The organism is Deinococcus gobiensis I-0, from assembly GCF_000252445.1.
In the GTDB taxonomy this organism is placed as follows: Bacteria; Deinococcota; Deinococci; order Deinococcales; family Deinococcaceae; genus Deinococcus; species Deinococcus gobiensis.
Genome location: NC_017790.1, coordinates 577,501 through 602,373 on the forward strand (window position 1 = coordinate 577,501; position 24,873 = coordinate 602,373).

General features: G+C 71.4%; 21 protein-coding genes (1 of these 21 only partly in view). 10 read left to right on the plus strand and 11 right to left on the minus strand.

The genetic code is table 11. The annotated features are described in order from the left end of the window. On the plus strand, window positions 1-771 hold the 3' portion of the coding sequence (locus DGO_RS24580; RefSeq protein ID WP_014683963.1) for a Gfo/Idh/MocA family protein. It extends 342 nt beyond the left edge of the window; the window shows 771 of its 1,113 coding nt (coding positions 343-1,113); its start codon lies off the left edge, out of view; the stop codon is at window positions 769-771. An 8-nt stretch (window positions 772-779) separates the two neighbouring features. Here the strand turns inward: DGO_RS24580 and DGO_RS02780 are convergent, their stop codons facing one another. Beyond that, window positions 780-1,427, minus strand: coding sequence for an SMI1/KNR4 family protein (locus tag DGO_RS02780; RefSeq protein WP_014683964.1), 648 nt, complete (start codon window positions 1,425-1,427; stop codon window positions 780-782). A gap of 151 nt (window positions 1,428-1,578) precedes the next feature. On the opposite strand from DGO_RS02780, the gene DGO_RS02785 reads away from it, so the two are divergent. Continuing rightward, window positions 1,579-2,748 (plus strand): L-dopachrome tautomerase-related protein, encoded by a 1,170-nt coding sequence (locus DGO_RS02785; RefSeq protein ID WP_014683965.1) that lies wholly within the window; start codon window positions 1,579-1,581, stop codon window positions 2,746-2,748. Window positions 2,749-2,830: 82 nt separating this feature from the next. After that, entirely contained in the window at window positions 2,831-5,353 is a 2,523-nt protein-coding gene (locus tag DGO_RS02790; RefSeq protein WP_043800781.1) for an excinuclease ABC subunit UvrA, read from the plus strand. A 62-nt stretch (window positions 5,354-5,415) separates the two neighbouring features. Here DGO_RS02790 and hpaI read toward each other — a convergent pair whose 3' ends face one another. From hpaI to hpaE, 7 genes are all read right to left on the minus strand, one after another. Continuing rightward, window positions 5,416-6,243: a 4-hydroxy-2-oxoheptanedioate aldolase gene (gene hpaI, locus DGO_RS02795; protein ID WP_050920657.1), complete on the minus strand. Its 828-nt coding sequence runs from the start codon at window positions 6,241-6,243 to the stop codon at window positions 5,416-5,418. Continuing rightward, entirely contained in the window at window positions 6,240-7,049 is an 810-nt protein-coding gene (gene hpaH / locus DGO_RS02800; protein ID WP_043800783.1) for a 2-oxo-hept-4-ene-1,7-dioate hydratase, read from the minus strand. Before hpaH ends, hpaI begins: the two co-directional genes overlap by 4 nt. 132 nt (window positions 7,050-7,181) lie before the next feature. Beyond that, the gene (locus DGO_RS02805; RefSeq protein WP_014683969.1) at window positions 7,182-7,568 is read right to left on the minus strand and encodes a 5-carboxymethyl-2-hydroxymuconate Delta-isomerase; all 387 of its coding nucleotides are present in this window, start codon (window positions 7,566-7,568) and stop codon (window positions 7,182-7,184) included. Between the two features lie 146 nt (window positions 7,569-7,714). Then, window positions 7,715-8,500: a fumarylacetoacetate hydrolase family protein gene (locus tag DGO_RS02810; protein WP_014683970.1), complete on the minus strand. Its 786-nt coding sequence runs from the start codon at window positions 8,498-8,500 to the stop codon at window positions 7,715-7,717. A gap of 55 nt (window positions 8,501-8,555) precedes the next feature. Beyond that, window positions 8,556-9,536 (minus strand): 3,4-dihydroxyphenylacetate 2,3-dioxygenase, encoded by a 981-nt coding sequence (hpaD, locus tag DGO_RS02815; protein WP_043800785.1) that lies wholly within the window; start codon window positions 9,534-9,536, stop codon window positions 8,556-8,558. Beyond that, on the minus strand, window positions 9,536-11,017 hold the full coding sequence (gene hpaB, locus DGO_RS02820; RefSeq protein ID WP_043800787.1) for a 4-hydroxyphenylacetate 3-monooxygenase, oxygenase component: 1,482 nt from the start codon (window positions 11,015-11,017) through the stop codon (window positions 9,536-9,538). Before hpaB ends, hpaD begins: the two co-directional genes overlap by 1 nt. Before the next feature lie 2 nt (window positions 11,018-11,019). Further along, on the minus strand, window positions 11,020-12,543 hold the full coding sequence (gene hpaE, locus DGO_RS02825) for a 5-carboxymethyl-2-hydroxymuconate semialdehyde dehydrogenase (RefSeq protein ID WP_043800788.1): 1,524 nt from the start codon (window positions 12,541-12,543) through the stop codon (window positions 11,020-11,022). 212 nt (window positions 12,544-12,755) lie between these two features. Between hpaE and DGO_RS24585 the strand changes: the two genes are divergently transcribed. Next, a complete protein-coding gene (locus DGO_RS24585; protein WP_050920658.1) occupies window positions 12,756-13,988 on the plus strand; it encodes a PucR family transcriptional regulator in 1,233 nt (410 codons plus the stop codon). A 19-nt stretch (window positions 13,989-14,007) separates the two neighbouring features. Here the strand turns inward: DGO_RS24585 and DGO_RS02835 are convergent, their stop codons facing one another. After that, window positions 14,008-14,646 (minus strand): DUF1684 domain-containing protein, encoded by a 639-nt coding sequence (locus tag DGO_RS02835; RefSeq protein WP_043800790.1) that lies wholly within the window; start codon window positions 14,644-14,646, stop codon window positions 14,008-14,010. Window positions 14,647-14,794: 148 nt separating this feature from the next. Here DGO_RS02835 and DGO_RS24785 point away from each other — a divergent pair, with 148 nt between their 5' ends. Further along, a complete protein-coding gene (locus DGO_RS24785) occupies window positions 14,795-16,213 on the plus strand; it encodes an AIM24 family protein (RefSeq protein ID WP_083847180.1) in 1,419 nt (472 codons plus the stop codon). 51 nt (window positions 16,214-16,264) lie between these two features. Here DGO_RS24785 and DGO_RS21560 read toward each other — a convergent pair whose 3' ends face one another. Further along, a complete protein-coding gene (locus tag DGO_RS21560) occupies window positions 16,265-17,608 on the minus strand; it encodes a 3-oxoacid CoA-transferase (protein WP_014683976.1) in 1,344 nt (447 codons plus the stop codon). Beyond that, on the minus strand, window positions 17,605-18,879 hold the full coding sequence (locus DGO_RS02855; RefSeq protein WP_043800795.1) for a thiolase family protein: 1,275 nt from the start codon (window positions 18,877-18,879) through the stop codon (window positions 17,605-17,607). Before DGO_RS02855 ends, DGO_RS21560 begins: the two co-directional genes overlap by 4 nt. Window positions 18,880-19,279: 400 nt before the next feature. On the opposite strand from DGO_RS02855, the gene DGO_RS20915 reads away from it, so the two are divergent. The 5 genes from DGO_RS20915 (at window position 19,280) to DGO_RS02880 (ending at window position 24,859) form a co-directional block, all read left to right on the plus strand. Beyond that, window positions 19,280-19,717 (plus strand): cupin domain-containing protein, encoded by a 438-nt coding sequence (locus DGO_RS20915; RefSeq protein WP_014683978.1) that lies wholly within the window; start codon window positions 19,280-19,282, stop codon window positions 19,715-19,717. Then, window positions 19,714-21,300, plus strand: a complete 1,587-nt coding sequence (locus DGO_RS02865; protein WP_014683979.1) for an ABC transporter substrate-binding protein — start codon at window positions 19,714-19,716, stop codon at window positions 21,298-21,300. The genes DGO_RS20915 and DGO_RS02865 overlap by 4 nt, the downstream gene beginning before the upstream one ends. A 64-nt stretch (window positions 21,301-21,364) precedes the next feature. After that, window positions 21,365-22,372, plus strand: a complete 1,008-nt coding sequence (locus DGO_RS02870; protein ID WP_085961028.1) for an ABC transporter permease — start codon at window positions 21,365-21,367, stop codon at window positions 22,370-22,372. Next, a complete protein-coding gene (locus DGO_RS02875; protein ID WP_014683981.1) occupies window positions 22,369-23,238 on the plus strand; it encodes an ABC transporter permease in 870 nt (289 codons plus the stop codon). Before DGO_RS02870 ends, DGO_RS02875 begins: the two co-directional genes overlap by 4 nt. Window positions 23,239-23,356: 118 nt before the next feature. After that, complete coding sequence (locus DGO_RS02880; protein ID WP_014683982.1) at window positions 23,357-24,859, plus strand: sensor domain-containing diguanylate cyclase; 1,503 nt, start codon at window positions 23,357-23,359, stop codon at window positions 24,857-24,859. Window positions 24,860-24,873: the final 14 nt, after the last annotated feature.

The window sequence follows — 24,873 nt, forward strand, 5'->3', positions numbered from 1 at the left end:
GTGGGCTGCGCGCCCGACACCTTCCTGGGGGCGGGGCACCAGACGGCGCGCGAGCTGCTGGACAGCGGCCTCATCGGCCGGCCCGTCGCCGCCACCGCCTTCATGATGAGCGGCGGCCCCGAAGGCTGGCACCCCAACCCGCAGTTCTTCTACCAGCCGGGGGCCGGGCCGCTGTTCGACATGGGACCGTACTACCTGACCGCCCTGGTCAACCTGCTGGGACCGGTGCGGCAGGTGGGCGGGCACGCCACCCGCGCCCTGAGCGAGCGTGTCGCCGGCCATGAGAGCCGCCGGGGCGAGCGGATTCCGGTCAATACCCCCACGCACGTCACCGCGCAGCTCGGCTTCGGGGAGGGCGCGGCCGGCGCGGAGGTCACCGCCACCTTCATCGCCAGTTTCGACGTGGCGGGCAGCGAACTGCCGCGCATGGAGCTCTACGGCACCGAGGGCACCCTCAGTCTGCCCGACCCTAACACCTTCGGCGGACCGCTGCGCCTGAAGCGCCGGGGCAGCGACGTCTGGGAAGACCTGGCGCTGACCCGGCCTTTTCAGGAGAACGCGCGGGGCATCGGGCTCGCGGACCTGCTGGACGCCGCCGCGCGGAACCGGCCGCACCGTGCCAGCGGCGAGCTGGCCTACCACGTGCTGGAAACCATGTACCGGACCCTGGAGTCGGCCGAGGTGGGGCGCGTCCTCCAGATCGGGAGCACGACCGGGCGACCCGCCCCACTTGAAGCCTCGCCCACCTGGCTCGGCGGCACGGGGAACTGATCCCCCGCCTAGCGGGGCTGCCGGGCCTGCCAGGTCGCGTAGTCGTCTTCCGTGTACGCCGGGTGATCGGGCGACAGCAGGTTGCGCGGCGTGAGCCACTCGGACGCCACGTACCAGCCGGCTTCCAGCCGCGCGAGCGTGGCCTCCAGGTAGGCGGTGAAGCTGACGAACCGGCGTGGCCGGTCGGTCGTCTCGTGGTCGAAGTCGAGCACCTGCCCGGGCACGCCGCCCTCGGGGGGCCGGGCGTCGAGGACGAGGCCACCTCCCCCACCGTCGCTGTGCAGGCTCCACCAGCCCGCGTCCCACCACACCTGCCGTACCCCGTCCACGGTGATCTCGGGACCCTGGCCGGCGGCGCGCCCGGCCAGCACTTCCCGGTGCATCCGCGTGTCCTCCCAGGCGGCTTCCAGGGTCAGGAAATCCTCGGTGCCGGGCCAGAAGGCGGCGCCGTCGTGGCGCAGCAGCGAGGCGCGGAAGTCGGCCGGAAAGGGAAACCCGAAGCGGGCCTCTGCCGCCCCGACCGCTTCCGGCGACAGGCCGGGGCGCAGAATTTGGGCGAGTGTGGCCTGCGGGGCGCCGCGCTGCACCACCGGCAGGAAATGCGTGGTCAGCCACGCTTCGAGGCGGGTCCAGACGGTGTCGAGGGCCTCAGACATGCCCGGAGTATGGCGGGACCGGAGCGGCCGGACGTTTCGCGGTCCTCATGAAGACCTTACAGATCACTGTTCCCTCAATCCCGGCTTCATCGGCTGGACGGCGCGCCCTGCGCATGCTGGGGGCCTTCGCTGCCGCGAAAAAGGACTCCCCATGCATAGAAGCCTCGCCGCCCTGACCCTGCTTTCCGTCCTCACTGTCGCCGCCGCCTCCGGACAGGCTGCGCCCACCGCCCTGCCGACCGTGCCCACTGTCCAGGGAGGCCAGCTCGAGGTCGTCCACCGCTTCTTCGGGCATATGCCGGTGGGCGTCACCCTGAACTCGCAGGGGCGCGTGTTCGTGTCCTATCCCACCTGGGAGGACAAGGTGCCGTTTTCCATCGCGGAGATCGTGGACGGGCGCGAGGTGCCCTACCCCAACGTCGCCATCAACACCATGAACCCTGGCCTGCGCGCCAGCACCTTCGTGGGTGTGCAGGGCCTGCTGGTGGACGGCAAGGACCGTCTGTGGGTCCTCGACACCGGGACCATCAATCTCGGGCCGGTCGTGAGCCAGGACGCGGCCAAGCTGGTCGGCATCGACACGCGCACGAATCAGGTCGTCAAGACGATCCGTTTTCCGGCGAACGTGGTGCTGCCCAACACCTACCTCAACGACCTGCGCATCGACCTGCGCCAGGGCGCGGACGGCGTGGCCTACATCGTGGACTCGGGGGCCAAGTCGGGCGGCGGTCTGATCATGGTGGACCTCGCCTCGGGCCGCTCGTGGCGCAAGCTGACCGGCGACTCGACCGTGCTGCCCACGCCGCAGTTCGTACCCTACGTCGAGGGTCAGGCGCTGTTCCAGCGGCCCAGGGGCGGCCCGGCGACCTTCCTGGGCTTCGGGGCCGACAGCCTCGCCATCAGCCCGGACGGCGCCACGCTGTACTACGCACCGACCGCCTCGCGCCGCCTGTACGCCGTGCCCACGGCGGCCCTGCGCGACGAGACCCTGAGCGACGCCGCCGTCAAGGCGCAGGTCAAGGACCTGGGCGAGAAGGGCGCCGCCGACGGGCTGGCCGAGGACACCCTAGGCCGCATCTACATCACCAACTACGAGCAGAGCGCCCTGACGCGCCGCCTGCCGACCGGCGAGTTCCAGACCCTGGCACGCGACCCCCGGCTGATCTGGCCCGACACCCTGGCGCTGCACGGCGGCTACCTGTACGTCATCAACAACCAGCTCAACCGCCAGGGCGGCTACCACTTCGGGCAGGACCTGCGGGTCAAACCCTACACCCTGATGCGCCTGAAGGTGGATGCCCAGCCGGTCCTCCTGAAGTAGCCCGCCGGACCCGCGTACAGGGATTTCAGTCAACCTTCAGAGTCTCCGCCTCCCCTGACCCCGCTGGCCATACTGCGGGGTCATGACCGACCATCCAGGCTTTTCCGGCTTCGTGCGGGTGCGCGGGGCACGCGAGCACAACCTCAAGGACATCTCGGTGGAGGTGCCGCGCGACGCCCTGGTGGTCTTTACCGGGGTGTCGGGGTCGGGCAAGTCGTCGCTGGCCTTCGGCACGCTGTACGCCGAGGCGCAGCGTCGTTACCTCGAATCGGTGTCGCCCTACGCCCGGCGCCTGTTCCATCAGGTCGGTGCGCCGGACGTGGACGCGGTCGAGGGCCTGCCCCCGGCGGTCGCCCTGCAACAGCAGCGCGGCGCACCCACGGCCCGCTCGTCGGTGGGCAGCGTCACCACCCTGTCGAACCTCGTGCGGATGCTGTACTCGCGCGCCGGGGACTACCCCGAGGGCCAGGGCATCGTGTACGCCGAAGGTTTCTCGCCCAACACGCCCGAGGGGGCCTGCCCCGAGTGCCACGGCCTGGGCCGGGTGTACGAGGTCACCGAGGCCTCGATGGTCCCCGACTCCGCGCTGACCATCCGCGAGCGGGCGGTCGCCGCGTGGCCGCAGGCCTGGGGCGGGCAGAACCAGCGCGACATCCTGGTGTCGCTGGGCATCGACGTGGACGTGCCCTGGCGCGACCTGCCCCGGGACACCCGCGACTGGATCCTCTTCAGCGACGAGCAGCCGGTGGTGCCGGTGTACCCCGGCCTCACGCCCGAGGCGACCCGGCGGGCGGTGGGGCGACAGGCGCCGCCCGATTACATGGGCACCTTCAGCAGCGCGCGGCGCCACGTGCTGCACACCTTCGCCACCACCGAGAGCGCGGCCATGAAAAAGCGCGTGCAGGCCTACATGATCGAGACCGTCTGCCCGGTGTGCCACGGCAAGCGGCTGCGGCCCGAGGCGCTGGCGGTGACCTTTGCCGGGTATGACATCACCGACTTCTCGCGCCTGCCGCTGACGCAGGTGGCCGAGCTGCTGCGCCCGGTGGCCGAGGGCCGCGAGGAAGGCCACGCCCGGCGCGTGCGCGAGCGGCCCGAGGTCGCCGTCGCCGCGCAGCGCCTGGCCGCCGACCTCGCCGCGCGGCTGGACGTGCTGCTGCGGCTGGGGCTGGGCTACCTGCACTTCGAGCGCACCACCCCCAGCCTCTCGCCGGGCGAGTTGCAGCGCCTGCGCCTCGCCACGCAGCTCTACTCCAACCTGTTCGGGGTGGTGTACGTGCTCGACGAGCCGTCCGCCGGGCTGCACCCCGCCGACACCGAGGCGCTGCTCTCGGCGCTGGGCGGCCTGAAGGCGGCGGGCAACTCGCTGTTCGTCGTCGAGCACGACCTGGACGTGGTGCGCCGCGCCGACTGGCTGGTGGACGTGGGGCCGGGGGCGGGCGAGGGCGGCGGCGAGATCCTCTACAGCGGGCCGCCGGAGGGCCTGCGGGACGTGGAAGGGTCGCAGACCGCCGCCTACCTCTTCCGGGACACGCGGGCCGGGCCGCACGAACCGCGCGCACCGTCGGGCTGGCTGGAACTGAGCAGCGTGACGCGCCACAACCTGCGGGACCTGAGCGTGCGCTTTCCGCTCGGGGTGCTGACCTGCGTGACCGGCGTGTCGGGGTCGGGCAAGTCCACGCTGGTCAGTCAGGTGCTGGCGCAGACCCTCGCGGCGCACTTCGGGCAGGGCGCGGCGCCCGGGGCGGAGGATGTGGAGGAAGAAGGCGACGACGTGCCGGCCGCCACCGCGCGTCTGGGCGGCGACGTGGGCACGCTCTCGCGGCTCGTGCGGGTGGACCAGAAGCCCATCGGGCGTACGCCGCGCAGCAACATGGCGACATATACCGGACTGTTCGACCACGTGCGCAAGCTCTTCGCGGCGGCGCCGCTGGCGAAGAAGCGCAAATACAGTGCGGGCCGCTTCTCCTTCAACGTGAAGGGCGGGCGCTGCGAGCACTGCCAGGGCGAGGGCTGGGTGATGGTCGAACTGCTGTTCCTGCCGAGCGTGTACGCGCCCTGCCCGGTATGCCATGGCGCACGCTACAACGCCGAGACGCTGGAGGTCGAGGTCCGGGGCCAGACCATCGCGGACGTGCTCGGCATGACGGTGGACACGGCCCACACCTTTTTCGGGGACGAGCGTCCCATCTTCCAGGCGCTCGACACGCTGCGCGAGGTGGGGCTGGGCTACCTGCGGCTGGGGCAGCCCGCCACCGAGCTCTCGGGCGGCGAGGCGCAGCGCATCAAGCTGGCGACAGAGTTGCAGCGCGCGGCGCGCGGCCACGCGGTCTATATCCTCGACGAGCCGACGACCGGCCTGCACCCCGCCGATGTCGAGCGCCTGACCCGGCAACTCGCGCGGCTGGTCGAGGCGGGCCACACCGTGATCGCCGTCGAACACGACCTCCAGGTCGTGACCGGGAGCGACTGGGTACTCGACATCGGCCCCGGCGCGGGCGAGGAGGGCGGCCGGGTGGTCGCGCAGGGCCCGCCCGCCGAGGTGGCCCGCGTGCCGGGGAGCCGCACCGCCCCGTATCTGGCCCGGGCGCTCGGACTGGGCTGACTGGGGACTGGGCTGACTGGGAGCTGGGGGGCGGAAAAGACACGGCCTCCCCCTCCTCCGGGTCAGTACACGTCGTCGCCCCGGCGCGGCAGGTCCGGCCCCGGCGCAGCTTCCACGGCGCGGCCGCGCCCGAAGCGGCCCGCGAGCGCCGAGGCGGCCCCGGCGAGCAGGCTGGTGTCCACCCCCACAGCGACGAAGGTGCAGCCCGCGTCCAGCGCCGCGCGGGCCTGCGCCTCGCCGCTCTGGAGGATGCCCGCCGCCTTGCCCGCCGCGCGGATGCGGCGCACGGCGTCCGCGATGGCCGTCTGCACCTCGGGGTGCCCCGGCTGCCCCAGGTGGCCCAGGCTGGCGCTCAGGTCGGCCGGGCCGATGAACAGGCCGTCCACGCCCTGAACCGCCGCGATCTCGTCCAGATTCGCCAGCCCGGCGCGGCTCTCGATCTGCACGAGCAGGCAGATCTGGTCGTCGGCCCGCGTCAGGTAGTCCGGCACCGCGTTCCAGCGCGAGGCGCGCGCCAGGGCGCTGCCCACGCCCCGCACACCGCGCGGCGGGTAACGGGTGGCGGCGACCAGGGCGCGCGCCTGCTCGGCCGTCTCAACCATCGGAATCAGCAGGGTCTGCACGCCCAGGTCGAGGTACTGCTTGACGAGCCAGGTTTCGCCCACCACCGGCCGCACGACCGGCGTGACCGGGTAGGCGGCCAGCGCCTGAAGGATGCCCAGGGTGCTGCGCACGTCGTTAGGCGCGTGTTCGCCGTCCACGAGCAGCCAGTCGAAGCCCGCCCCCGCGCAGATCTCGGCGGGGTAGGGGTCGGCCAGCCCCAGCCACAGCCCGATCTGCGGCTCCTGACGGGCCAGCGCGGCCTTGAAGGGATTGGCGAGATCGGTCATGCGCCGAACCGGAAGGCCACGCCGCCCAGCGGGCCGTAGTCGGCGTGGAAGGTGTCGCCGGGGCGCGCGTCCACCGGCCGCGTGAACGACCCCGCCAGGATGACCTGCCCGGCCCTCAGGGTCACGCCGTATGGGTGCAGCTTGTTGGCGAGCCACGCCACGCCGTTCGCCGGGTGGTTCAGGACGCCCGCCGCCACGCCGGTTTCCTCGATCACGCCGTTGCGGTAGAGCAGCGCACCCACCCAGCGCAGGTCCACGTCGTGCGGGCGCACGGGGCGGCCACCCAGCACGATGCCCGCGTTCGCCGCGTTGTCGCTGATGGTGTCGAAGACCTTGCGGGTCGCGCCCGTGTCGCGGTCCAGGCGCTCGATGCGCGCGTCGATGATCTCGATGGCGGGGACCACCCAGGCGGTCGCCGCCAGCACGTCGAACACGGTGCAGCCCGGGCCGCTCAGGTCGCGTTCCAGCAGGAAAGCCAGCTCGACCTCGACCTTGGGGGTCAGGAAGCGCGAGGCCGGAATCTCGGTGCCCTCGGCAAAGACCATGCTCTCCAGCAGCACGCCGTAGTCGGGTTCGGAGATGTTCGACGAGAGCTGCATGGCGCGCGAGGTCAGCCCGATCTTGTGGCCGTACACCGCCTCGCCGCGCGCGAGCTTGAGGTCCACCCAGGCGCGCTGCACGGCGTAGGCGTCGTCGATGGTCATGTCCGGAAACTCGCGCGAGAACTGCCGCAGCGGCGTGCGGGTGCGCTCGGCCTCGTCCAGCCGGGCGGCGGCGTCCTGCAGTTGGGCACCGGTCAAGGACATCGTCCCTACCATGGCGATTGATCCCAGACGGCGGGATGAATCTCCGTTCCCAGGACAACATCCGTTTTCGATTTCTCGCTCTGCTCGGTCAACACAATTGCCTCCGTCCTCTTCCGCATGGGTCTCCGGGAATCAGCGCCTGAAGCGCGCGTGGATGTTGTTGTGTTTCCAGGTGCCCGCCTCGCTGAATTCCTGCATCTCCAGCGAGAGGGCCAGAAAACGCCGGGCGAAGGCGTCGGCAAAGTGGGCCTTGAGCGCCCCGAACAGCTCGTCGCCGACCGCCTGCCGGACCTCCTCACTGCGCCCCGCCCCGATCTTGAGGGTGAGGTGCACGAAGGCGTCGTCGGCCTGCCCGTCGGCCACGCGGTACTCCTCGAGTCGCAGCGCGCGTGTGCGGACGCCGCCTACCGGGAACACTTCCGGGCGCGCGAGCAGCACGCCGTGCAGGGCCTCCAGCAGCTCGGGGATGCGGGCGTCGTCGCCCAGGTTGTCGGTGTACTCGACGGTCAGGTGAGGCATCGGGACTCCAGGCTAGAACATCTGCCGAAAGGATGACGGGCAGGCGTCTTTTCGGCCAGACGGAAGGAGGAAATTCGAAGAACCCGGCCTGCCAGGACGGTTCCTGGGCCACAGCATCCCTGGCGCCTTCGTTCGGGCAGGGCGCCCTACTGCCGCGCGCCTTCCTGGGCGATCAGCGGCTCGGCGCTCTCGTCTTCCAGGGCCACCGGGTTTTCCAGCGCGCCCAGGCCGTCGATTTCCAGGCGCATCACGTCGCCGGGCCGCACGTGGCTGACCCCCTTGGGCGTGCCGGTCAGGATGATGTCCCCGGCCTGGAGGGTCATGAAGCGTGACATGAACTCGATCAGCTCCGGCCCCCGCAGGATCATGTCGCGGGTGTTGCCCTCCTGACGCAGCTCGCCGTTCACGAAGGCGCGCAGCCCGAGGGCGTAGGGGTCGGGCACCTCGTCGGGCGTCACCAGATACGGCCCCAGCGGCCCGAAGGTGTCCCAGCCCTTGGCGCGCATGGGGGGGCGGTAGTAGTTGCTCACGTAGTCGCGGACCACGAGGTCGTTGGCGATGGTGTAGCCGCCGATGTAGGCGTCTGCGTCCCTGGCCTTCACACGCCGGGCGTCGCGCCCGATCACGATGCCCAGTTCGACCTCGTAGTGCATGAACTGCGCGCCGCGCGGGTACTCCACGGTGCCCCGGTGCGGCAGCAGGCTGGTGTTGGGCTTGAGGAACATCACCGGTTCCTCGGGCTGCTTGAACCCCAGCTCGGCCACATGGTCGGCGTAGTTCAGCGCGAGCGCAATGACCTTGCCGGGCGTGACGGGCAGCAGGAACTGCACCTCGTCGGGGTGGTGGGCCTCGCCGGCCGCGTCGAGCAGGACGTCGCCCTGGAGAGTGCCGCTGTGCTGGCGGCCTCGGGAAAAAAAGCGTGCGGTTTTCATGGCTGGACCTTTGGGGAGAGGGAGGTAGGGCGGAGGGCAGGGCGGAGCTGCCCGGTCAGATCACGTGGACCGGCAGGCCCCGCAGCTCGCCTTCCTTGGGCTCGGCCCAGCCGCCGCCGTAGGCTTCGAGCAGCGAGCCTTCCTCGAACCAGCTGCGGGGCGTCTTGGCCCCCCACAGCGTCTGGCGGCGGGGATCGTCGAGCGCCCAGCGGATCGGCTCGAAGTCGGGGTCCACGGTCAGGTAGTCGCTCGTGTACAGCTCGATGCGGTGGCCGTCCGGGTCGCGGATGTACAGGAAAAACGCGTTGGAGACGCCGTGGCGCCCCGGCCCGCGCTCGATGGCCTCGGGCATCCGCGCGCCCGCCAGGATGTCGCAGGTCCGGATGATGCTCTGCATGTCGGGCATCCAGTAGGCGAAGTGGTGCAGCCTCGGCCCCGTGCCGTTCGTGAGGGCGAGGTCGTGGACGCTGCCCCGGCGCTGGATCCAGGCGGCCCACACGCGGCCCTGCTCGTCCTCGGTGAACTCGCTGAGCCGGAAGCCCAACTCGTCCATGTACCAGCGCATCACGCCCTCCACGTCGGGCGTCATCACGTTGATGTGGTCGATGCGCTGCAAGCCCGCCCCCCGGTGCAGGTGGTAGTCCTGGAGGTGCCAGGGGTGCTTGACCGACTCGGCGTAGAAGGCCACCGGCACGCCGTAGGGGTCCTGAAAGCGCAGGAGCCGGGGCCGGTCGTGCTCGGTCTCCCAGCGCCAGGGCAGTCCCTGGGCGTCCAGGAAGCGCGCGGCGGCCTCCAGGTCGTCCGGGGTGCCCACGCGGTAGGCGAGGTGCTTCACGCCCGCCTCGGGGGCGAGTTCCAGTTTCAGGGTCCACTCGCGGTCCTCGTTGGCGCGCAGGTACAGGGCGCCGGGCGTCTCGTGGACGACGTTCAGGCCCAGCAGCTCGACGTAGAAGTGCCGCGATCTCTCCAGGTCCGTCACGTAGAACACGCCGTGCGCGATGCGGATGACGTTCGGGCGGTCGACAGAAGGAGCCATCAGTCGGCCGCCACGGGCTGGGGCCGGTTCAGGAACTGCCGGATGCGCTCGACGTAGGGCCGCTTGTCGTAGACCTCGTACAGCGCGCTCGACATCCGGACAGGGTCGCCGAAGAAGTGCTTCTCGTAGAGGTTCTGGCGCGCGCCGAAGCTGCTCAGGGTCAGGTCCCAGGCGAGCCGGAAGAGCTTGAGGCGCTCCTCGGCGCTGGCGTTCGTCGCCTGGAGATGCTTCTCGATGAAGGCGCCCAGCGGGCCCTCGCGGTCGGCCTTGCCCGGCATCATGATGATCCCCGACGCGCCCAGCAGCTGGATGATCTCGTTCAGGCGCGGGTAGATCGCCGGGTAGTAGTTGCGCGCGGCGTCCAGCGGCCCGCGCGCCGGGGTCATCACGCCGTAGGCGTTAAGTTCGGCCCCCTCGACGGCCGCTACCTCCAGCGCCTTCATGATCTCCAGCGTCACGATGATCTCGCTGACCTTCGCCTGCACGTGCTGGAACTGCCCGCTGCCGACCGTCTCGACGATGCCCTGCGCGACGCCCAGGAAGGCCTCGGTCTTGGCGACCTTCTGGTTCACGACCTGGTAGGCCATGTGCAGCACGGCGTCCGTCCTGGCATAGGCCTGGTTGGCGAGGGTCATGTCATACATCAGGAACACACGTTCCCAGGGCACGAGCACGTCGTCGAAGATCACGAAGGCGTCCTGCTCGTCGAAGCGGCTCGACAGCGGATGGTCCTCGACATCCCGCCCCAGGTCGAAGGGCTCACGGCACTGGAAGTACAGGCCCGGCGTGTCGGTCGGCAGCCCGAAACCCACCGCGTAGCGGCTGCGGTCGCCATTTTCCTTGATGACGGTGGACGGGAAGATCAGGATCTCGTCGGCGATGGGCAGCGTGGCGAGCATCCGCGCGCCGCGCACGACCACCCCCGCCTCGGTCTCCTCGACGATGCCCATGGCGATGTAGGGGTCGGGCAGCTCGGAGGCCTGTTTGCCCCGGTTCACCTGCGGGTTGGTCAGGGCGTGGGTCAGGCACAGGTCGTGGTCGCGCACGTACTCGAAATAGCGGCGCATGTTCCCGGCGAAGTCGCGCCCGCTCCCCGGCTCGCCGCCGGCCTCGCCCTGGGCGAAGTACGCGCTCGCCATCCCGGCGGCCATCACGTTGGTGTTCATGTAGTCGGGCGCGCGGCCCAGGGTACCCAGCGAGTAGTTCGCGCGGACCCGGTGCGCCTCGCCGATACGGCGCAGGTCGGCCTTCGTCTGCGGCACCATGAAGGCGGCGGCATAGCGCTCGCCCCCCTCCTCGAAGGTGAGCAGGTCGCGCCAGCGCGGGTCGTGTTGCAGGTCGTACAGCCCGGCCAGCGACGCGGCGATGTTGCGGGTGGCGGGGTGGGTGGTGGGGTCCTCCACGCGCGCGCCGTCCACGTACAGGTTGGGCGCGTGCCGGCGCAGACGCTCCAGGAATTGCGCTCCGGTGCGGGCGGCCATGGTCAGTCCTCCTTGCCGGGCAGGCCGAGCCGCGCGGCGCGGTGCCCATCCAGGTTGATGGCGACGTTTTTCGTCTCCATGTAGAAGTCGAAGGAATAGTCGCCGCCGTCGCGCCCGATGCCGCTGGCCTTCATGCCGCCGAAGGGCGTGGGCAGGTGGCGCACGTTTTCCGAGTTCACCCAGATCATGCCGGCGTCCAGGCCCGCCGCGAAGGTATGCGCGCGCGTCAGGTCGTTCGTCCAGAGGTAGGCGGCCAGCCCGTAAGGCACGTCGTTGGCGATGTGCAGTGCCTGCGCCTCGTCGTCGAAAGGCAACACGGTCAGCACCGGCCCGAAGATCTCCTCCTGCGCCACCCGCATGTCGGTGCGCGCGCCCGTGATCAGCGTGGGGCGCACGTAGTTCCCCACGTCCCCGATGCGCTCGCCGCCGACCGCCACCACCGCGCCGTCCTCACGCGCGATGTCGAAGTACGAGCAGACCTTCTCGAACTGCCGGGGGTGGATGAGCGGCCCGACCTCGGTCGCGGGGTCCAGCGGATCGCCCACGCGGATGTTCGCGACGCGCTCCCGCAGTCCCTCGACGAAGGCGTCGTGGATGCCCCGCTCGACCAGGAGGCGGCTCGACGACGTGCAGCGCTGCCCGTTGAGGCTGTAGAGCATGAAGATCACGGCGTCGAGCGCCCGGTCCAGGTCCGCGTCCGCGAACACCACGACCGGATTCTTGCCGCCGAGTTCCAGGTGCACGCGCTTGAGGGTGTCGGCCCCCTGCTTCTGGATCAGGCTGCCGGTGCGGCTCTCGCCGATGAAGGCGATGGCCTTGATGTGCGGGTGCTCGGTCAGCGCCTTGCCCGCCGTCTCGCCGTAGCCGTGAACGAGGTTCACCACGCCGGCCGGCAGCCCCGCCTCGTGCATGATCTCGGCCAGCACCGTGGCTGTCACCGGACTCCACTCGGCGGGCTTGTGGACCACCGTGCAGCCGGCCGCCAGCGCCGGGGCGATCTTCCAGGTGCTCAGCATGAAGGGCGTGTTCCAGGGCGTGATGATGCCCACCGGCCCGACCGGCTGCCGGACCGTGTAGTTCAGGAAGCCCTGGGTGGGCAGGCTCAGGCCGTCCTGCGCGCCCTCGGCCCGGTCGGCGAAGAACCGGAAGTTCTCGGCCGCGCGCACCGCCGCCGACTTCATGAACCGGATGGGTTGCCCGGTGTCCAGGCTCTCCAGCACGGCGATTTCCTCGGCCCGCGTCTCGATGAGGTCGGCGACGCGGTACAGCAGTTTGCGCCGCGCCTTGCCGCCCAGCGCGCGCCACGCCGGAAAGGCGTCCCAGGCGGCCTGCGCCGCGCGGTCGATGTCGCGCGCGTCGCCGCTGGCCGCGCGGGTCAGGGGGCTGTTGTCGGTCGGCGTCTGGACCCCGAAGGTCTCGCCTCCGGCGGCGTCCACCCACTCGCCGCCGATGAAATGGCGCAGGGGGCGCTGGGCCAGCGAGCGCCGCAGGGCCTCGTGGGCCGGCACAGGTACGGATACGGTCATGGAACCTCCAGAAAGGCGGCCGGGCAGGGCCACCGGCAGGGCGGCCAGCCGCGCGGTGGGCCGGGCCGAAACGGATTGTGTGACTCCCCCAGGGTACGCGGCCGGGGAGGGCCGGACAAGGCCGGAGCGCACAGACTCCACGCCCCCCGTTGTGGATTTCGACAATGGCGAGTGAATGCGGGCGCGCTACAGTCCGGGCATGGTCCGAACGAGTGCCCTGCGGCGCGAACTGGGGCTGCCCGGCCCGGCGCCGGGCGACCCCCGACCCCGAGCTGCCCACCCTGGCCGACGCGCTGGCCGCTGCGGCCCCGCTGCCGCCCGCCCGCGTGCGCCGGGCCTACCTGCGGCGGCTGGCCGGCGACCTGCGGCCCCACCTGCCCGCCCTGAACCTGCTGCTCGACGACCTGCGGGGCGTGACCGGGCGCGCGCAGCCCGAACGCGCGCTGGCGCAGTGGCTCGCCTCCGTGACGGGCGGCCGGGCCACCCTCTATTCGAGCTGGGACGAGGTGGTGGCGCAGCAGGGCACGCCGGGGCCCGCCCGCGCCGAGCAGCGCCTGGTCTACGAGGGCCGCCCGGTGGGCCGCCTGACCCTGGAGGCCGCGCCGGAGTGGCTGGCGCTCGTGCCCCTGGTGGCCGAGCAGGCGCGGCTGGCCCGACTCCAGGCGGCGGCGGCGGGGGCGGCGCGCCGCCGGGCGGGCGAGCGGCAGTTCGAGGCCCTGCTGGCCGGCGACCTGAGCGGCGCGCCCGGCGGCGGCCCCTGCGTGCTGGCGGCCCTGCGCCTCGGCGGCCCCATGCCCCGCACCGGCAGCGCCCGCGAGCGCCGGCTCCAGCAGCTCGACCTGCTGTGCGCGGTGGGCGAGGGGCAGCTCCAGGGCCAGCGCCTGCCCTGCCTGGCCACCGTGCGGGGCGACAAGGCCCTGTGGCTGTGGCAGGGGCAGGACTCCGCGCGCGAGGCGGCGGCGCTGCACCGCGGCCTGCTGAGCGCCACCGAGGCCCTGTTCTCGCTGGGAATCAGCGCGCCGCAGCCCGGCTTCGCGTCGGTGCGCGCCGCGCTGGGGCAGGCGGTCCAGGCCCTTCAGGAGGTGCGCGCCCCCCGTGGCCTGATGACCTTCGAGCGGCTCGACCCCTTTCAGACCCTGCTGGAAAGCGGCGCGCTGCATACCCTGTCCGAACAGGTGCTGGGGCGGCTGCGCGCGGCGGACGACGGCCGGCTCGAAGACACCCTGCGCGAGTACCTGCGCCGTCCGGGGTCGCTCGGGGCCCTGGCGCAGGCCCTGAACGTCCACATCAACACCCTGCGTCACCGCCTGCGCCGGACCGAGGAGGTGCTGGGCGGCGACCTGAACGATCCGGCCTTCGTGGCCCGCCTGTATCTGGCCCTGCACGCCGGGCAGGAGGGCGCGCCCGGGGCCTTCGGGGACGCCGAAGCCCCCGGAGCGGAATGACCCCCGGCCTGGGGCCGGTTTACGGGGCCGGGGGCAGGGACGCCCGCTCTCCGGCCCGCACAGCGAACTTCAGGACGTTGGCGGGCGGCGCGAGTGGGCAGCTCCAGCGGGCGTCGTAGAAACAGGAGGGATGGTAGGCGAAATTGAAATCCAGCACGAGGTCCCCGCGCGCGGTGCTGCCCAGGTCGGCCCCCTTGACGGTGTCGAGGAGGTAACGCCCGCCCCCGTAGCTTTCCTGGCCGCTCGTGGCGTCCCGGAACGGCACGAAGACCCCGCCGCCGTATACGTCGATCCAGTACAGGTCCAGCCCGTGATCGCCGAACTCGGCCCGGCCGAACCGCACGAGCGGGAGGTCCTGGCCGGTCGAGGACGCGACCGTCAGGCGCTCTTCCGGGAGACTGCGCACCCGCGCCCCGAACACCAGCGCCGGGTCGTAGGGCCAGACGGGCAGCCCCGCGAAGGCCGCGCGCGCCCCTTCGGGCAGCGGGGTCTGTGGGTGACTCCGGAACAGTTCGCTGCGCTCCTGGGCCCAGCGGCGGTGCGCGCCGGCCGGGTCCTGGGCGCGGCCGGCGCGCACCTCGGCATACAGGTCGGCCACCCGCCGACGCCAGTCGAGCAGGTCCAGCCAGGCAGGGGCCGCCGGTTCGGAAACAGTCACCGGCCCACCATAGAGCAGACCCCGCCTCTTCTCCCCTGCGCGGCAGGCCCAGCGGCGGGCCGGGTCATCGCCTAGACTGGGCCGAAGTCCCTGCCCGTCGCCCGGCCGCCCGAAGGGGGTGGCCCCGTTCCCTCCCGCGAGGTTTCCCTTGACACAGCTTCAACCCGGCGAGAAACGCAAGTTGTCCGATTTCCTGACAGGGCCGCGCCTGCGCGTGCAGGTCACGCACGACCTGCCGCAGGCCGACGTGAGCGTCTTCGGCCTCGACGGCGAGCGCAAGCTGCGCGACGACCGGTATTTCGTCTTCTACAACCAGCTCCAGAGTCCGGGGCGCGAGGTGTCGTTGCAGCTCGCGGACGGCCACGCGACTTTCGACCTCGACCTCGCGGCGCTGCCGGCGGGGATCGAGCGGCTGGTCTTCGTGATCTCGCACGACCAGCAGCCCATGAGCCGCCTGGGCCAGCTGCGCCTGAGCGTGCAGGACGCCCAGGGCACCGAGCGCGCCGCCGTGCCCCTCACGGGCACCCAGTTCACGGCCGAGCGCGCCCTGATGATCGCCGAGCTGTACCGCCATTCCGGCGAGTGGCGGCTCGCGGGCGTCGCGCAGGGCTTCCAGGGTGGCCTCGACTCGCTGCTGGAGTATTTCGGCGGACAGGTGGCCGGCAGCCAGACGCCCGCCGCGCCGTCGCCCGTTGCCCCGGCCCCGGCCTCCCTCCCGGCAGCTCCGGCCCATGTGCCGCCCGCCGCGCCGGCCTGGAGCGCCCCCGTATCCCCTGCCCCGGCGGCTCCGGGCCCCGGCGTTCCCACCGGGGCCGCGCCGTCGGGCCAGGGCAGCAGCCTGTCGGACTTCCTGCGCGCGAGCGCCGAGCAGGACCGGCCCGGCGACGTGTTCGAGCTGGAATCGAGCAAGATGCTGGAGGTCAAGGTCAACGGCCGGGTCTGGAGCAAGCTCGGGGCGATGGTGGCCTACCGGGGCCGCCTCGACTTCCAGCGGGCCAGCACCCTCAGCGACCTCATGGGCGGCATGCGGCAGGGCGGCGGCGGCATGATGGGCTCGCTGCTGGGCGCCGCCATGCGCATGGGCAGCGGCGAGATGGGGCCGCTGGTCAGCATCCAGGGCCAGGGCGTGTGCTACCTCGCCGACCAGGGCAAGGAAATCTCGATCATCCGGCTGCAGGGCGACACCCTGAACGTCAACGGCAAGGACCTGCTGGCCTTCGAGGACACCGTGACCCACGAGATCACCATGCAGCGCTCGGTGGCGGGCATGGTGTCGGGCGGCATGTTCAGCGTGCAGGTGCGCGGGCACGGCATGGTCGCCCTCCTGAGCCACGGCCAGCCGCTGACGCTGCGGGTCACGCCGCAGGAGCCGGTCTTCACCGACCCCAACGCCACCATCGCCTGGAGCGAGAACCTGCGCCCCGACCTGCGCGTGAGCCAGGACCTGCGCTCCATGTTCGGGCGTGGGGGCGGCGAGACCCTCCAGATGGCCTTCCAGGGCAGCGGCTTCGTGGTCGTGCAGCCCTACGAGGAAGCCGCCGCGATGGACCACCTGCCGAGCCACTGAGGGGCCTCGCCCTGGCCCCCCATACCGGTCATCCGGGGGCCGGGGCGGACCTCACAGCCGCTCGTCGAACGCCGCTCCGGTGGAGGCGCGCACGTCTTCCAGCGTGGCCCCTGGCATCAGGCCGGTCAGCGTCAGGCGGCCCGCCCGGAACTCGAACACGGCCCGGTCGGTGATGACCATATCCACCACGCCCCGCGCGGTCAGCGGCAGCGTGCAGTTCCCGACGATCTTGGGCGCGCCGTTCTCTTCGGTGTGCGTCATCGTCACGATCAGGCGGCGTGCCCCGCCCGCGAGGTCCATCGCGCCGCCCACACCCAGCAGCGGCTTGCCGGGCACCGCCCAGTTGGCGAGGTTGCCCGCCGCGTCCACCTGTAGGCCCCCCATGACCGCCACGTCCACGTGCCCGCCCCGGATCATGCCGAAGGACTCGGCGCTGTCGAAGTAGCTCGCGCCGGGCAGCGCCGTGACCGGAATCTTGCCCGCATTCACCGGATAGTCCATCGCGCCGCCGTCCTCGGGGGCCGGGCCGACGCCCAGCATGCCGTTTTCGGTGTGCAGGTTGATGTTCATCTCGGGCGTGATGAGGTCGGCGACCAGCGTCGGAATCCCGATGCCCAGGTTCACCACGTCGCCTGCGCGCAGCTCCTTCAGGGCGCGGCGGGCCATGTTCATGCGCGCCTCGTCCACCCGCCGGGACCCGCCCTTCACGTCCGCGCTGCTGCCCAGGTTCGCCAGGGTCAGCGGGGCCTGCACGAGGTAGTCCACGTACAGCCCCGGCGTGTGCACGTGTTCGGGGGCCAGCCCGCCCATCTCGACGATCTCCTCGACCTCGGCCACCACGACCTTCGCGGCGGTCGCCATCGCGCGGTTGAAATTCTGCTCGGTCAGGCGGTACTGCAAGTTGCCCGTCCGGTCGGCGCGCCACGCCCGCACGAAGGCCACGTCGCCCCGGATGGCCGGCACGAAGACCATCTCCTGGCCGCTGATGGTGCGGGTGTCGGCCCCCTCGGCAATCAGGGTCCCGGCGGCGGTCGGGGTATAGAAGCCGCCCAGGCCCGCCCCCCCGGCGCGGATGGCCTCGGCCAGGGTGCCCTGGGGCAGCAGGGTCACGTCCAGCCAGCCTTCCTGACTGGCCTGCACGGCCTCGCGGTTGCTGGTGAAGTAGCTGCCCACCGCGCGGGCGATCTGGCGGTTTCGCAGCAGTCGCCCGCCGCTCAGGCCCGGCTCGGAGACGTTGTTGGCGACGTAGGTCAGGTTCCGCGTATCCGTTTCGGCCAGCGCGTGGACGAGGTTCACCGGGTTGCCGGTCATGCCGAAACCCCCGACGAGCAGCGTGTCGCCGGACTTCACCAGGGCAGCGGCCTCCGGCGCGGTGATGAGGGGAGGGAGCCTCACGCCTCCACCCGTTCGAGCAGCGCCGCCTCGCCCTGGCCGACCCCGACGCACAGCGCGGCGACGGCCGTGTCCACCTCGCCCCGGCCGATGGCGTGGGCCAGCGTGGTCACCAGTCGCGCGCCACTCATACCCAGCGGGTGCCCCAAGGCGATGGCGCCGCCGTCCACGTTCAGCCGGGCGTGTGCGATGTCCAGTTCGCGCATGCACGCGATGGCCTGCGCCGCGAAGGCCTCGTTGATCTCGATGCGGTCGACGCCGCCTAGGGTGCGTCCCGTGCGCTCCATCAGCTTGCGGATGGCGGGTACCGGCCCCAGGCCCATCACGCGCGGTTCGACGCCCGCCGCCGCGCCGCCCACCCAGCGGGCCAGGGGGCGCAGGCCCAGCTCACGGGCCTTGGCCGCGCTCGTCAGGACCAGGGCCGCCGCGCCGTCGTTCAGACCGCTGGCGTTGCCCGCCGTGACCGTGCCGCCCTTGCGGAAAGCGGGCTTGAGCCCCGCCAGCGTCGCCGCGTCGGTGGCGAGGGCGTAGCCATCTGTCCCCGGCGTCATGCGCGGGTGCTCGTCGGTGTCGAAGAGGGTGGTGCCCCTGCGGCCCTTGACCGGCACCGGCACGATCTCGTCCCTGAAGCGCCCGGCGTTGATGGCCGCCACGGCCCGGCGCTGCGACTCCAGCGCGTAGGCGTCCTGATCCTCGCGGGTGATCTCGCCGCCCGCGTAGGCCCCCTCCCGGCTGCGTTCGGCGATGTTCTCGGCCGTCTCGCCCATCGCCTCCAGCGGAAACAGGGCCTCCATCGCGGGGTTCGGGTAGCGCCAGCCCAGCGTCGTGTCGTAGGCCACCACGTTGCCGTTGCCGAAGCCCTGGGCCTGCTTGGGCATCGAGAGCGGCGCGCGGGTCATGCTCTCGACGCCGCCCGCCACATAGATGTCGCCGTCGCCGTTGCGGATGGCGCGGGCGGCCGTATTCACCGCCGAGAGGCCCGAGGCGCACAGCCGGTTGACCGTCAGGCCGGCGGCCGTGTCGGGCAGCCCGGCGAGCAGCAGGGCCATGCGCGCCACGTTGCGGTTGTCCTCGCCGGCCTGGTTGGCGCAGCCGAGGATGACCTCCTCGATCTCGGCGGCCGGAACGCCGCTGCGGGCGACCGCCTCGCGGATCGCCAGGGCGGCGAGGTCGTCGGGGCGGACGGTCGAGAGCGCGCCCCGGACAGTGCCGATGGGCGTGCGGACGGCAGCGACGATCACCACGTCGCGGTCTTGCAGGGGGGTCTGGGTCATGCGGGAGTCCTTTGCACGGGAGGGGGTCCGGGCCGGAATCTGCCCGGAGGCACCGGCCAGGCCCGGGTGCGGATGGGTTGAGGGTCAGGGCCCAGGGTAAGGGCTGCGGCCCGTTTTGCCCAGGCGGCCGTGTCCGGCGGGGTGGGCCAGCCTTCCCCCGCGCCGCCCGAAATGCACTCTAGATAACTTTTGAAGCTTCAAACGGCATTTGCTAGGTTGTCATTCAGTTCCACACAACGTCTCTCTACTCGCCCCTTCGCCGTTCTCCCGAAGCCTCCTGTCCGAGTTCCGTACCGCTTCTGTCCTCCCGGGCAGGGCCAGACCCCTGCATTTTCCCGAGTGCACGTCGGCCGGCCCCGGTGCCTGTCCCCATTTCAAGATTTCCGAGGAGGAGGTGTCCATGCACGCCCGGCAAATCGCCTTCGGGAGCGCTCCTGGCCCCATCGGTCTCGTGTTCGAGCATCTGTCGGGCGAGGGCAGCACCCTGACCGGTACGGCCCGGCTGCGGCGCGGCCAGCAGGTCCCCCTGAGCGGGGAGTCCGTCCATCCCGCCGACGAATATTCGTATGTCCTGAGTGGCCGCGTCGAGATCGAGATCGGCGGGCAGGTCCATCTGGGCGGACCCGGCACCTTCATGCTCATCCCGGCGGGCGAAGGCCACGTCACGCGCGCCTTGGAGGACGCCGAGGTGCTGTGGTGGTGGGTCGGCTCCCCCGAGACCTTCACCGCCCTCAAGGCCGCCTATCCCGCCGAGGCCGCCGCGCTGGCCGCGCCGGTACCTGCGCCCGCGCCGGCCGCCCCTTTCCCCGATGCCCTACCCCCGAAGGAGACGCCATGAACCTGATTCCGTCCCGCACCGCCCTGTCCCGAATCCTGATGTGTACGGCCCTGCTGGGCGCGGGGCTGGCTGGAGCGCAGCGCCAGAACACCCTGGTCGTCGGTGGGGATTTCAGCGACCTGGTCACGCTGGACCCCGGCGTCGCCTACGAGTTCTCGGGATCGCTGATCCTGGGCAACATCTACGACACGCTCGTGGCCTACGAGGGCAACAACCTCAAGACCCTGCGCCCCCGGCTGGCGAGCAGCTGGAGCGTGGCCCAGACCGGCACGGGCTCGCGCATCACCTTCAAGCTGCGTGACGCCAAGTTCAGCACCGGCAGGCCCGTCACGGCCGCCGACGTGGTGTACTCGCTGGAGCGGGTCATCAACCTCAAGACGCCGTCGAGCTTCCTGCTCACCGACGTGGCGAACCTGAAGGTCGGCTCGGTGACGGCCCCCGACGCCAAGACGGTCGTGATGGACATTCCCAAGACGGCCAACCCCAACATCGTCCTCGCCCTGCTGACCTTCAACGTGGGCGGTATCGTGGACAGCACCGAGGCCAAGGCGCATATCCAGAACGGCGACTACGGCAGCGCGTGGCTGAAGAACCACTCGGCGGGCAGCGGCCCCTTCAAGCTCAACCGCTGGGACCAGAGCGCGCAGGTGGCGCTGGACGTGAACCCCAACGCCTTCCGGCGCTCGACCACCATCAAACGCGTGATCCTGCGCTACATGCAGGAGTCGGCGGCCCAGCAGACCGCGCTGAACTCGGGCGAGATCGACGTGGCCTGGGACTACACCCCCGACGCCTTCAAGGCGGCCCAGACGAATCCCAACCTCAAGGCGCTCAAGACCGACACCTTCACGATGGCCTATCTGGGCATGAACTCGGCCAAGGGCTCGGTGTTCGAGGACGCGCGCGTGCGCCAGGCCGTGCGTTACGCCATCGACCAGGACGGCATCGTCAAGAGCCTGCTTCAGGGCCTCGCCCTCAAGACGCAGACCATCATTCCGCTCGGCATGGCCGGTTCGACCTCCCGCATCAGCTACCCCTACGACCCGGCCAAGGCCAAGGCCCTGCTGCGCGCCGCCGGAAAACCCGACGGGTTCTCGGTGGACATGCAGATCGGCACCGGGGCCTGCCCGGGCGGCGTGCCCTGCCAGGACCTCGCGGCCAAGCTCCAGTCGGACCTGGCGAAAGTGGGCATCAAGGTCAACATCCGCCAGAGCGTGACCTCCGAGATGCTCACCGCCTACCGCGCCCAGAAGACCAGCCTGATCCTGATGTACTGGGGACCGGACTACCCCGACGCCGACGGCAACGGCACGCCGCTGGCCGACTACGGGGCCAAGTCGCTGGCCTGGCGCAACGCCTGGAACAACCCCCAGGCCAGCCAGCTCGCGCAGGCGGCGGCCACCGAGACCAACCAGGCCAAGCGCGTCAACCTGTACGCCCAGCTCAACAAACTGATGGTGGACGAGGGGCCCTACGCGGTCCTGTACCAGCCCAACAAGCCGGTCGTCACCAGCAAGAACGTGACCGGGTTCGTGCGCGACGCCAACGGCAACGTGCAGTTCGAGCGCGTCAGCAAGAAGTGAAGTTCGGGACCGGGACGGGGGCCGCGCGCCCCGCCGTCCCGGTTCGTCTGGAGGAGGCCGTCCGTTGTTCGTCTATATCCTCAAACGCCTGGGGCTGATGCTGTTCGTGCTGTGGGGCGTCACCCTCACGGCCTTCCTGATCTCGCACACGCTGCCCGCCGACCCGGCCGCCGCCGTCCTGGGCAACAACGCCCGTGAAGAACAGCTCGCCGAATTCCGGCAGCGCTACGGCCTGGACCAGCCGCTGCCCGTGCAGTACGGCCTGTATATGAAGGGCCTGCTGCGCGGCGACCTGGGGACCTCGCTGCGCACCCAGAACAGCATCACGTCCGATCTGCGGCAGTTTTTCCCCGCAACACTGGAAATCACGCTCGTGGCGGTGGTCTTCGCGCTCGTCATCGGGCTGCCGCTGGGGATCGTCGCCGCCCTCTGGCACGGGCGCTGGCCGGACCTCACGGCACGTATCTTCTCGCTGCTGGGCGGGGCCACGCCGGTGTACTGGCTGGCGATCCTGGCACTGACCCTCTTTCACGAGAAGCTCGGCTGGCTGCCGGGGCCGGGGCGCCTCGACTCGTACAGCCTGCCGCCGCCCGTCCACACGGGGCTGGTGTCGGTGGACGCCCTGCTGGCCGGGGACCGCCAGGTGTTCGTGGACGCCCTGCGGCACCTGATCCTGCCGGGGCTGGTGCTGGGGGCCTATTCGGCCGCGCTGCTGACCCGCATGACCCGCAGCGCCCTGCTGGAGGTGCTGTCGCAGGACTACGTGCGCACGGCGCGGGCCAAGGGCCTCAAACGCAGCCGCGTGATCTCCAAACATGCCCTGCGCAACGCGGCGCTGCCCCTGCTCACGGTCTTCGGGGGGCTGTTCGGCGGCCTCCTGACCGGCGCGGTCCTGACCGAGACGATCTTCTCGTGGCCGGGCATCGGCGGTTACGCCACGACCTCGGCCATCAGCCTCGACTTTCCGGCCGTCATGGGGGTCACGCTCGTCGCCGGGCTGGCCTATTCGGTGGTCAACCTCCTCGTGGACCTCGCCTACGCCTTTTTCGACCCCAGGATCAGCTACAGATGACGGCCGTCAAGTGGACTGCCGGCGCGCCCGCCGCCGCCTGGAGCACGGCGTGGCGGCGGCTGCGGCGCAACACCGGCGCGGTGGTCGGGCTGGCCCTGCTTCTCCTGCTGTTGCTGTGCGCGCTGCTGGGGCCGCTGCTGGGAGACGGAGCCGCCACGCAGGACCTCGCCGCGCGCCTCAGCGGTCCCAGCGCGGCGCACCTGCTGGGCACGGACCAGCTGGGCCGTGACGTGCTGACGCGGGTGCTGAGCGGCGCACGCATCTCGCTGGGGCTGGGCATGGGGGTCATGCTGGCGTCGCTGGTCAGCGGTACCCTGGTCGGCCTGATCGCCGGGCTGCTCGGCGGCTGGTGGGACGAGGCCATCATGCGCGTGACCGACATCTTTCTGGCCTTTCCCAGCCTCATCCTGGCGATGGCGATCTCGGCGGCGCTGGGGCCGAACCTGACCAACGTGATGATCGCGGTGGCCCTGGTGTCCTGGCCGGCCTACGCCCGGCTGGTGCGCGCCCAGGTGCTGGCCCTGCGCGAGCGCGAGTTCGTCGAGGCGGCGCGGGCGCTGGGCGGCACGCCGGGCCGCATCGCCCTGCGCCACCTGCTGCCCAACACGCTGACGCCGCTGCTGGTGCAGGGCAGTTTCGACGTGGGCAGCGCGATCCTGACGGCCGCGGGCCTGGGCTTCATCGGCTTCGGGGCGCAGCCGCCCACGCCGGAATGGGGCGCGATGGTCTCCGAGACGCGCAACTACATCACGCAGGCCCCGCTGGCGTCGAGCGCGCCCGCCATCGCCATCCTGCTGACCGTGCTGGCCTTCAACCTCATCGGGGACGGACTGCGCGACGTGTTCGACCCCCGGCAGCAGCGCTAACCCCCGGGCGGGCGAGGCGAAGCGGGAGGCGGCGTCCCGGTGACGGCCGCCTCCCGCCGTCTCTTATGTCGGGCCGCTGCCAGAGTTCCGACAGGTTCCGGAGTTAGGGTGGGCCCATATGAGGACCGCCCCGCTGCCTTCCGACGAAGCCGCGCGTCTCCTGGATCTGGCCCGCTACGACATTCTGGATACCCCCGCCGAACAGGCCTTCGACCGCATCACCCGCCTCGCCGCGCGGCTGCTCGACGTGCCCATGGCCATCCTGAATTTCGTCGACGAGGGCCGGCACTGGGGGAAGGCCACCACCGGCATTCCGGCCTACGAGCTGCCGCGCGCGGATTCGCCGTGCGCCTGGACCATCTTGCAGGACACGCCCCTGCTCGTGCCCGACCTGAGCCTCGACACGCGCTTCCAGGACCTGCCGGCCGTGCAGCAGGGGTGCCGGATGTATGCCGGCGCGCCGCTGAGTACGCCGCGCGGCCAGCATATCGGCACCCTGTGCGTGGTGGACGTGACCCCCCGGACCCTGAGCGAGAGCGATCTCCAGGTGCTCCAGGACCTCGCGGACGTGGCGATGAGCGAGCTCGAACTGCGCCGCCATACCGAGGAACTCGAGCGACAGGTGGATGCCCAGACGCGGCACATGGCCGAACTTCAGCGCGACCTCGTCCATGCCCAGACCCTGGAGGCCATCACCACCTTCGCGGAGGTGAGTGCCGCGCCCGAGCAGCTCGCCCAGCGGGCGGCCGAGCTACTCGGGCCGGCGGTCGCCGCCGACTGGGCAGGGCTCGTGACGGTCCGCTGCGGGCGCAGGGAAGTCCGGCAGGTCCACCGGCGCTCCGACCTTCCTGCGGAGCTGGACCGCCTCGAACAGAGCATCGAGCAGGGGCCGCGCAGCGTGACGGCCACCAGCGCGGCCGGCCGGCGCAGCCTCTACGTGGACCGCTACCCGGAACATCCCGACGCCCTGCCCGTCGCGGTCGAGGCCGGCGTGCAGGCCGGGGCCTGGATTCCGTTGGGCACCTGGGACCAGGGCGGCGCGACCCTAATCGTCCTGCGGGCCGGCGCAGAGGCGCGCCGCTCGCCCTGGCGCGAGAACGACCGGGCGCTGCTGGAGGCGGCGGGACGCAGCGTGCGCGCGGCCATCGACCGCCACGAGACCCTCCAGGCCGCGACCCAGGCCTCCCGCCAAGACGCCCTGACCGGCACCGGCAACCGCCGCGCCCTGGAGGACGACCTGGCGGCCCAGGAGCCGGGCCTCCCGCTGACCCTGGCCCTGATGGACCTCGACGGCTTCAAGGCCCTGAACGACCGCGCCGGACATGCCGAGGGCGACCGGGCGCTGCGGCTGTTCGCCGGCAATCTGCGGAGCGCCTTCGCTGCCGAGGGGCAGCTCTACCGGCTGGGGGGAGACGAGTTCGTCCTGCTGCTGCCCGGCACGCCCCCTGCCGAGGAGTTGCGCGCCCGGATAGACCTTGCCGGTCAGCAGGTGGGGCAGACGCTGGGGTGTCCCCTGGGGGTCAGTGTGGGCACGGCGACCACGCAGCACGACGGGCACGGCGACCTGCTGGCCCTGGCCGACACCCGGATGTACGCGGACAAACGGCGGCGCAAGGCCTGACCGGCCGGGGCCGG

Coding starts and splice junctions, on each gene's coding strand:
- DGO_RS02865 (WP_014683979.1), top strand. CDS start 19,714: ATGAACCTGATTCCGTCCCGCACCGCCCTGTCCCGAATCCTGATGTGT.
- DGO_RS02780 (WP_014683964.1), bottom strand. CDS start 1,427: ATGTCTGAGGCCCTCGACACCGTCTGGACCCGCCTCGAAGCGTGGCTG.
- hpaE (WP_043800788.1), bottom strand. CDS start 12,543: ATGACCGTATCCGTACCTGTGCCGGCCCACGAGGCCCTGCGGCGCTCG.
- DGO_RS02790 (WP_043800781.1), top strand. CDS start 2,831: ATGACCGACCATCCAGGCTTTTCCGGCTTCGTGCGGGTGCGCGGGGCA.
- DGO_RS20915 (WP_014683978.1), top strand. CDS start 19,280: ATGCACGCCCGGCAAATCGCCTTCGGGAGCGCTCCTGGCCCCATCGGT.
- DGO_RS02855 (WP_043800795.1), bottom strand. CDS start 18,879: ATGACCCAGACCCCCCTGCAAGACCGCGACGTGGTGATCGTCGCTGCC.
- hpaD (WP_043800785.1), bottom strand. CDS start 9,536: ATGGCTCCTTCTGTCGACCGCCCGAACGTCATCCGCATCGCGCACGGC.
- hpaI (WP_050920657.1), bottom strand. CDS start 6,243: ATGACCGATCTCGCCAATCCCTTCAAGGCCGCGCTGGCCCGTCAGGAG.
- DGO_RS02810 (WP_014683970.1), bottom strand. CDS start 8,500: ATGAAAACCGCACGCTTTTTTTCCCGAGGCCGCCAGCACAGCGGCACT.
- DGO_RS02805 (WP_014683969.1), bottom strand. CDS start 7,568: ATGCCTCACCTGACCGTCGAGTACACCGACAACCTGGGCGACGACGCC.
- hpaB (WP_043800787.1), bottom strand. CDS start 11,017: ATGGCCGCCCGCACCGGAGCGCAATTCCTGGAGCGTCTGCGCCGGCAC.
- DGO_RS02875 (WP_014683981.1), top strand. CDS start 22,369: ATGACGGCCGTCAAGTGGACTGCCGGCGCGCCCGCCGCCGCCTGGAGC.
- DGO_RS02880 (WP_014683982.1), top strand. CDS start 23,357: ATGAGGACCGCCCCGCTGCCTTCCGACGAAGCCGCGCGTCTCCTGGAT.
- hpaH (WP_043800783.1), bottom strand. CDS start 7,049: ATGTCCTTGACCGGTGCCCAACTGCAGGACGCCGCCGCCCGGCTGGAC.
- DGO_RS02785 (WP_014683965.1), top strand. CDS start 1,579: ATGCATAGAAGCCTCGCCGCCCTGACCCTGCTTTCCGTCCTCACTGTC.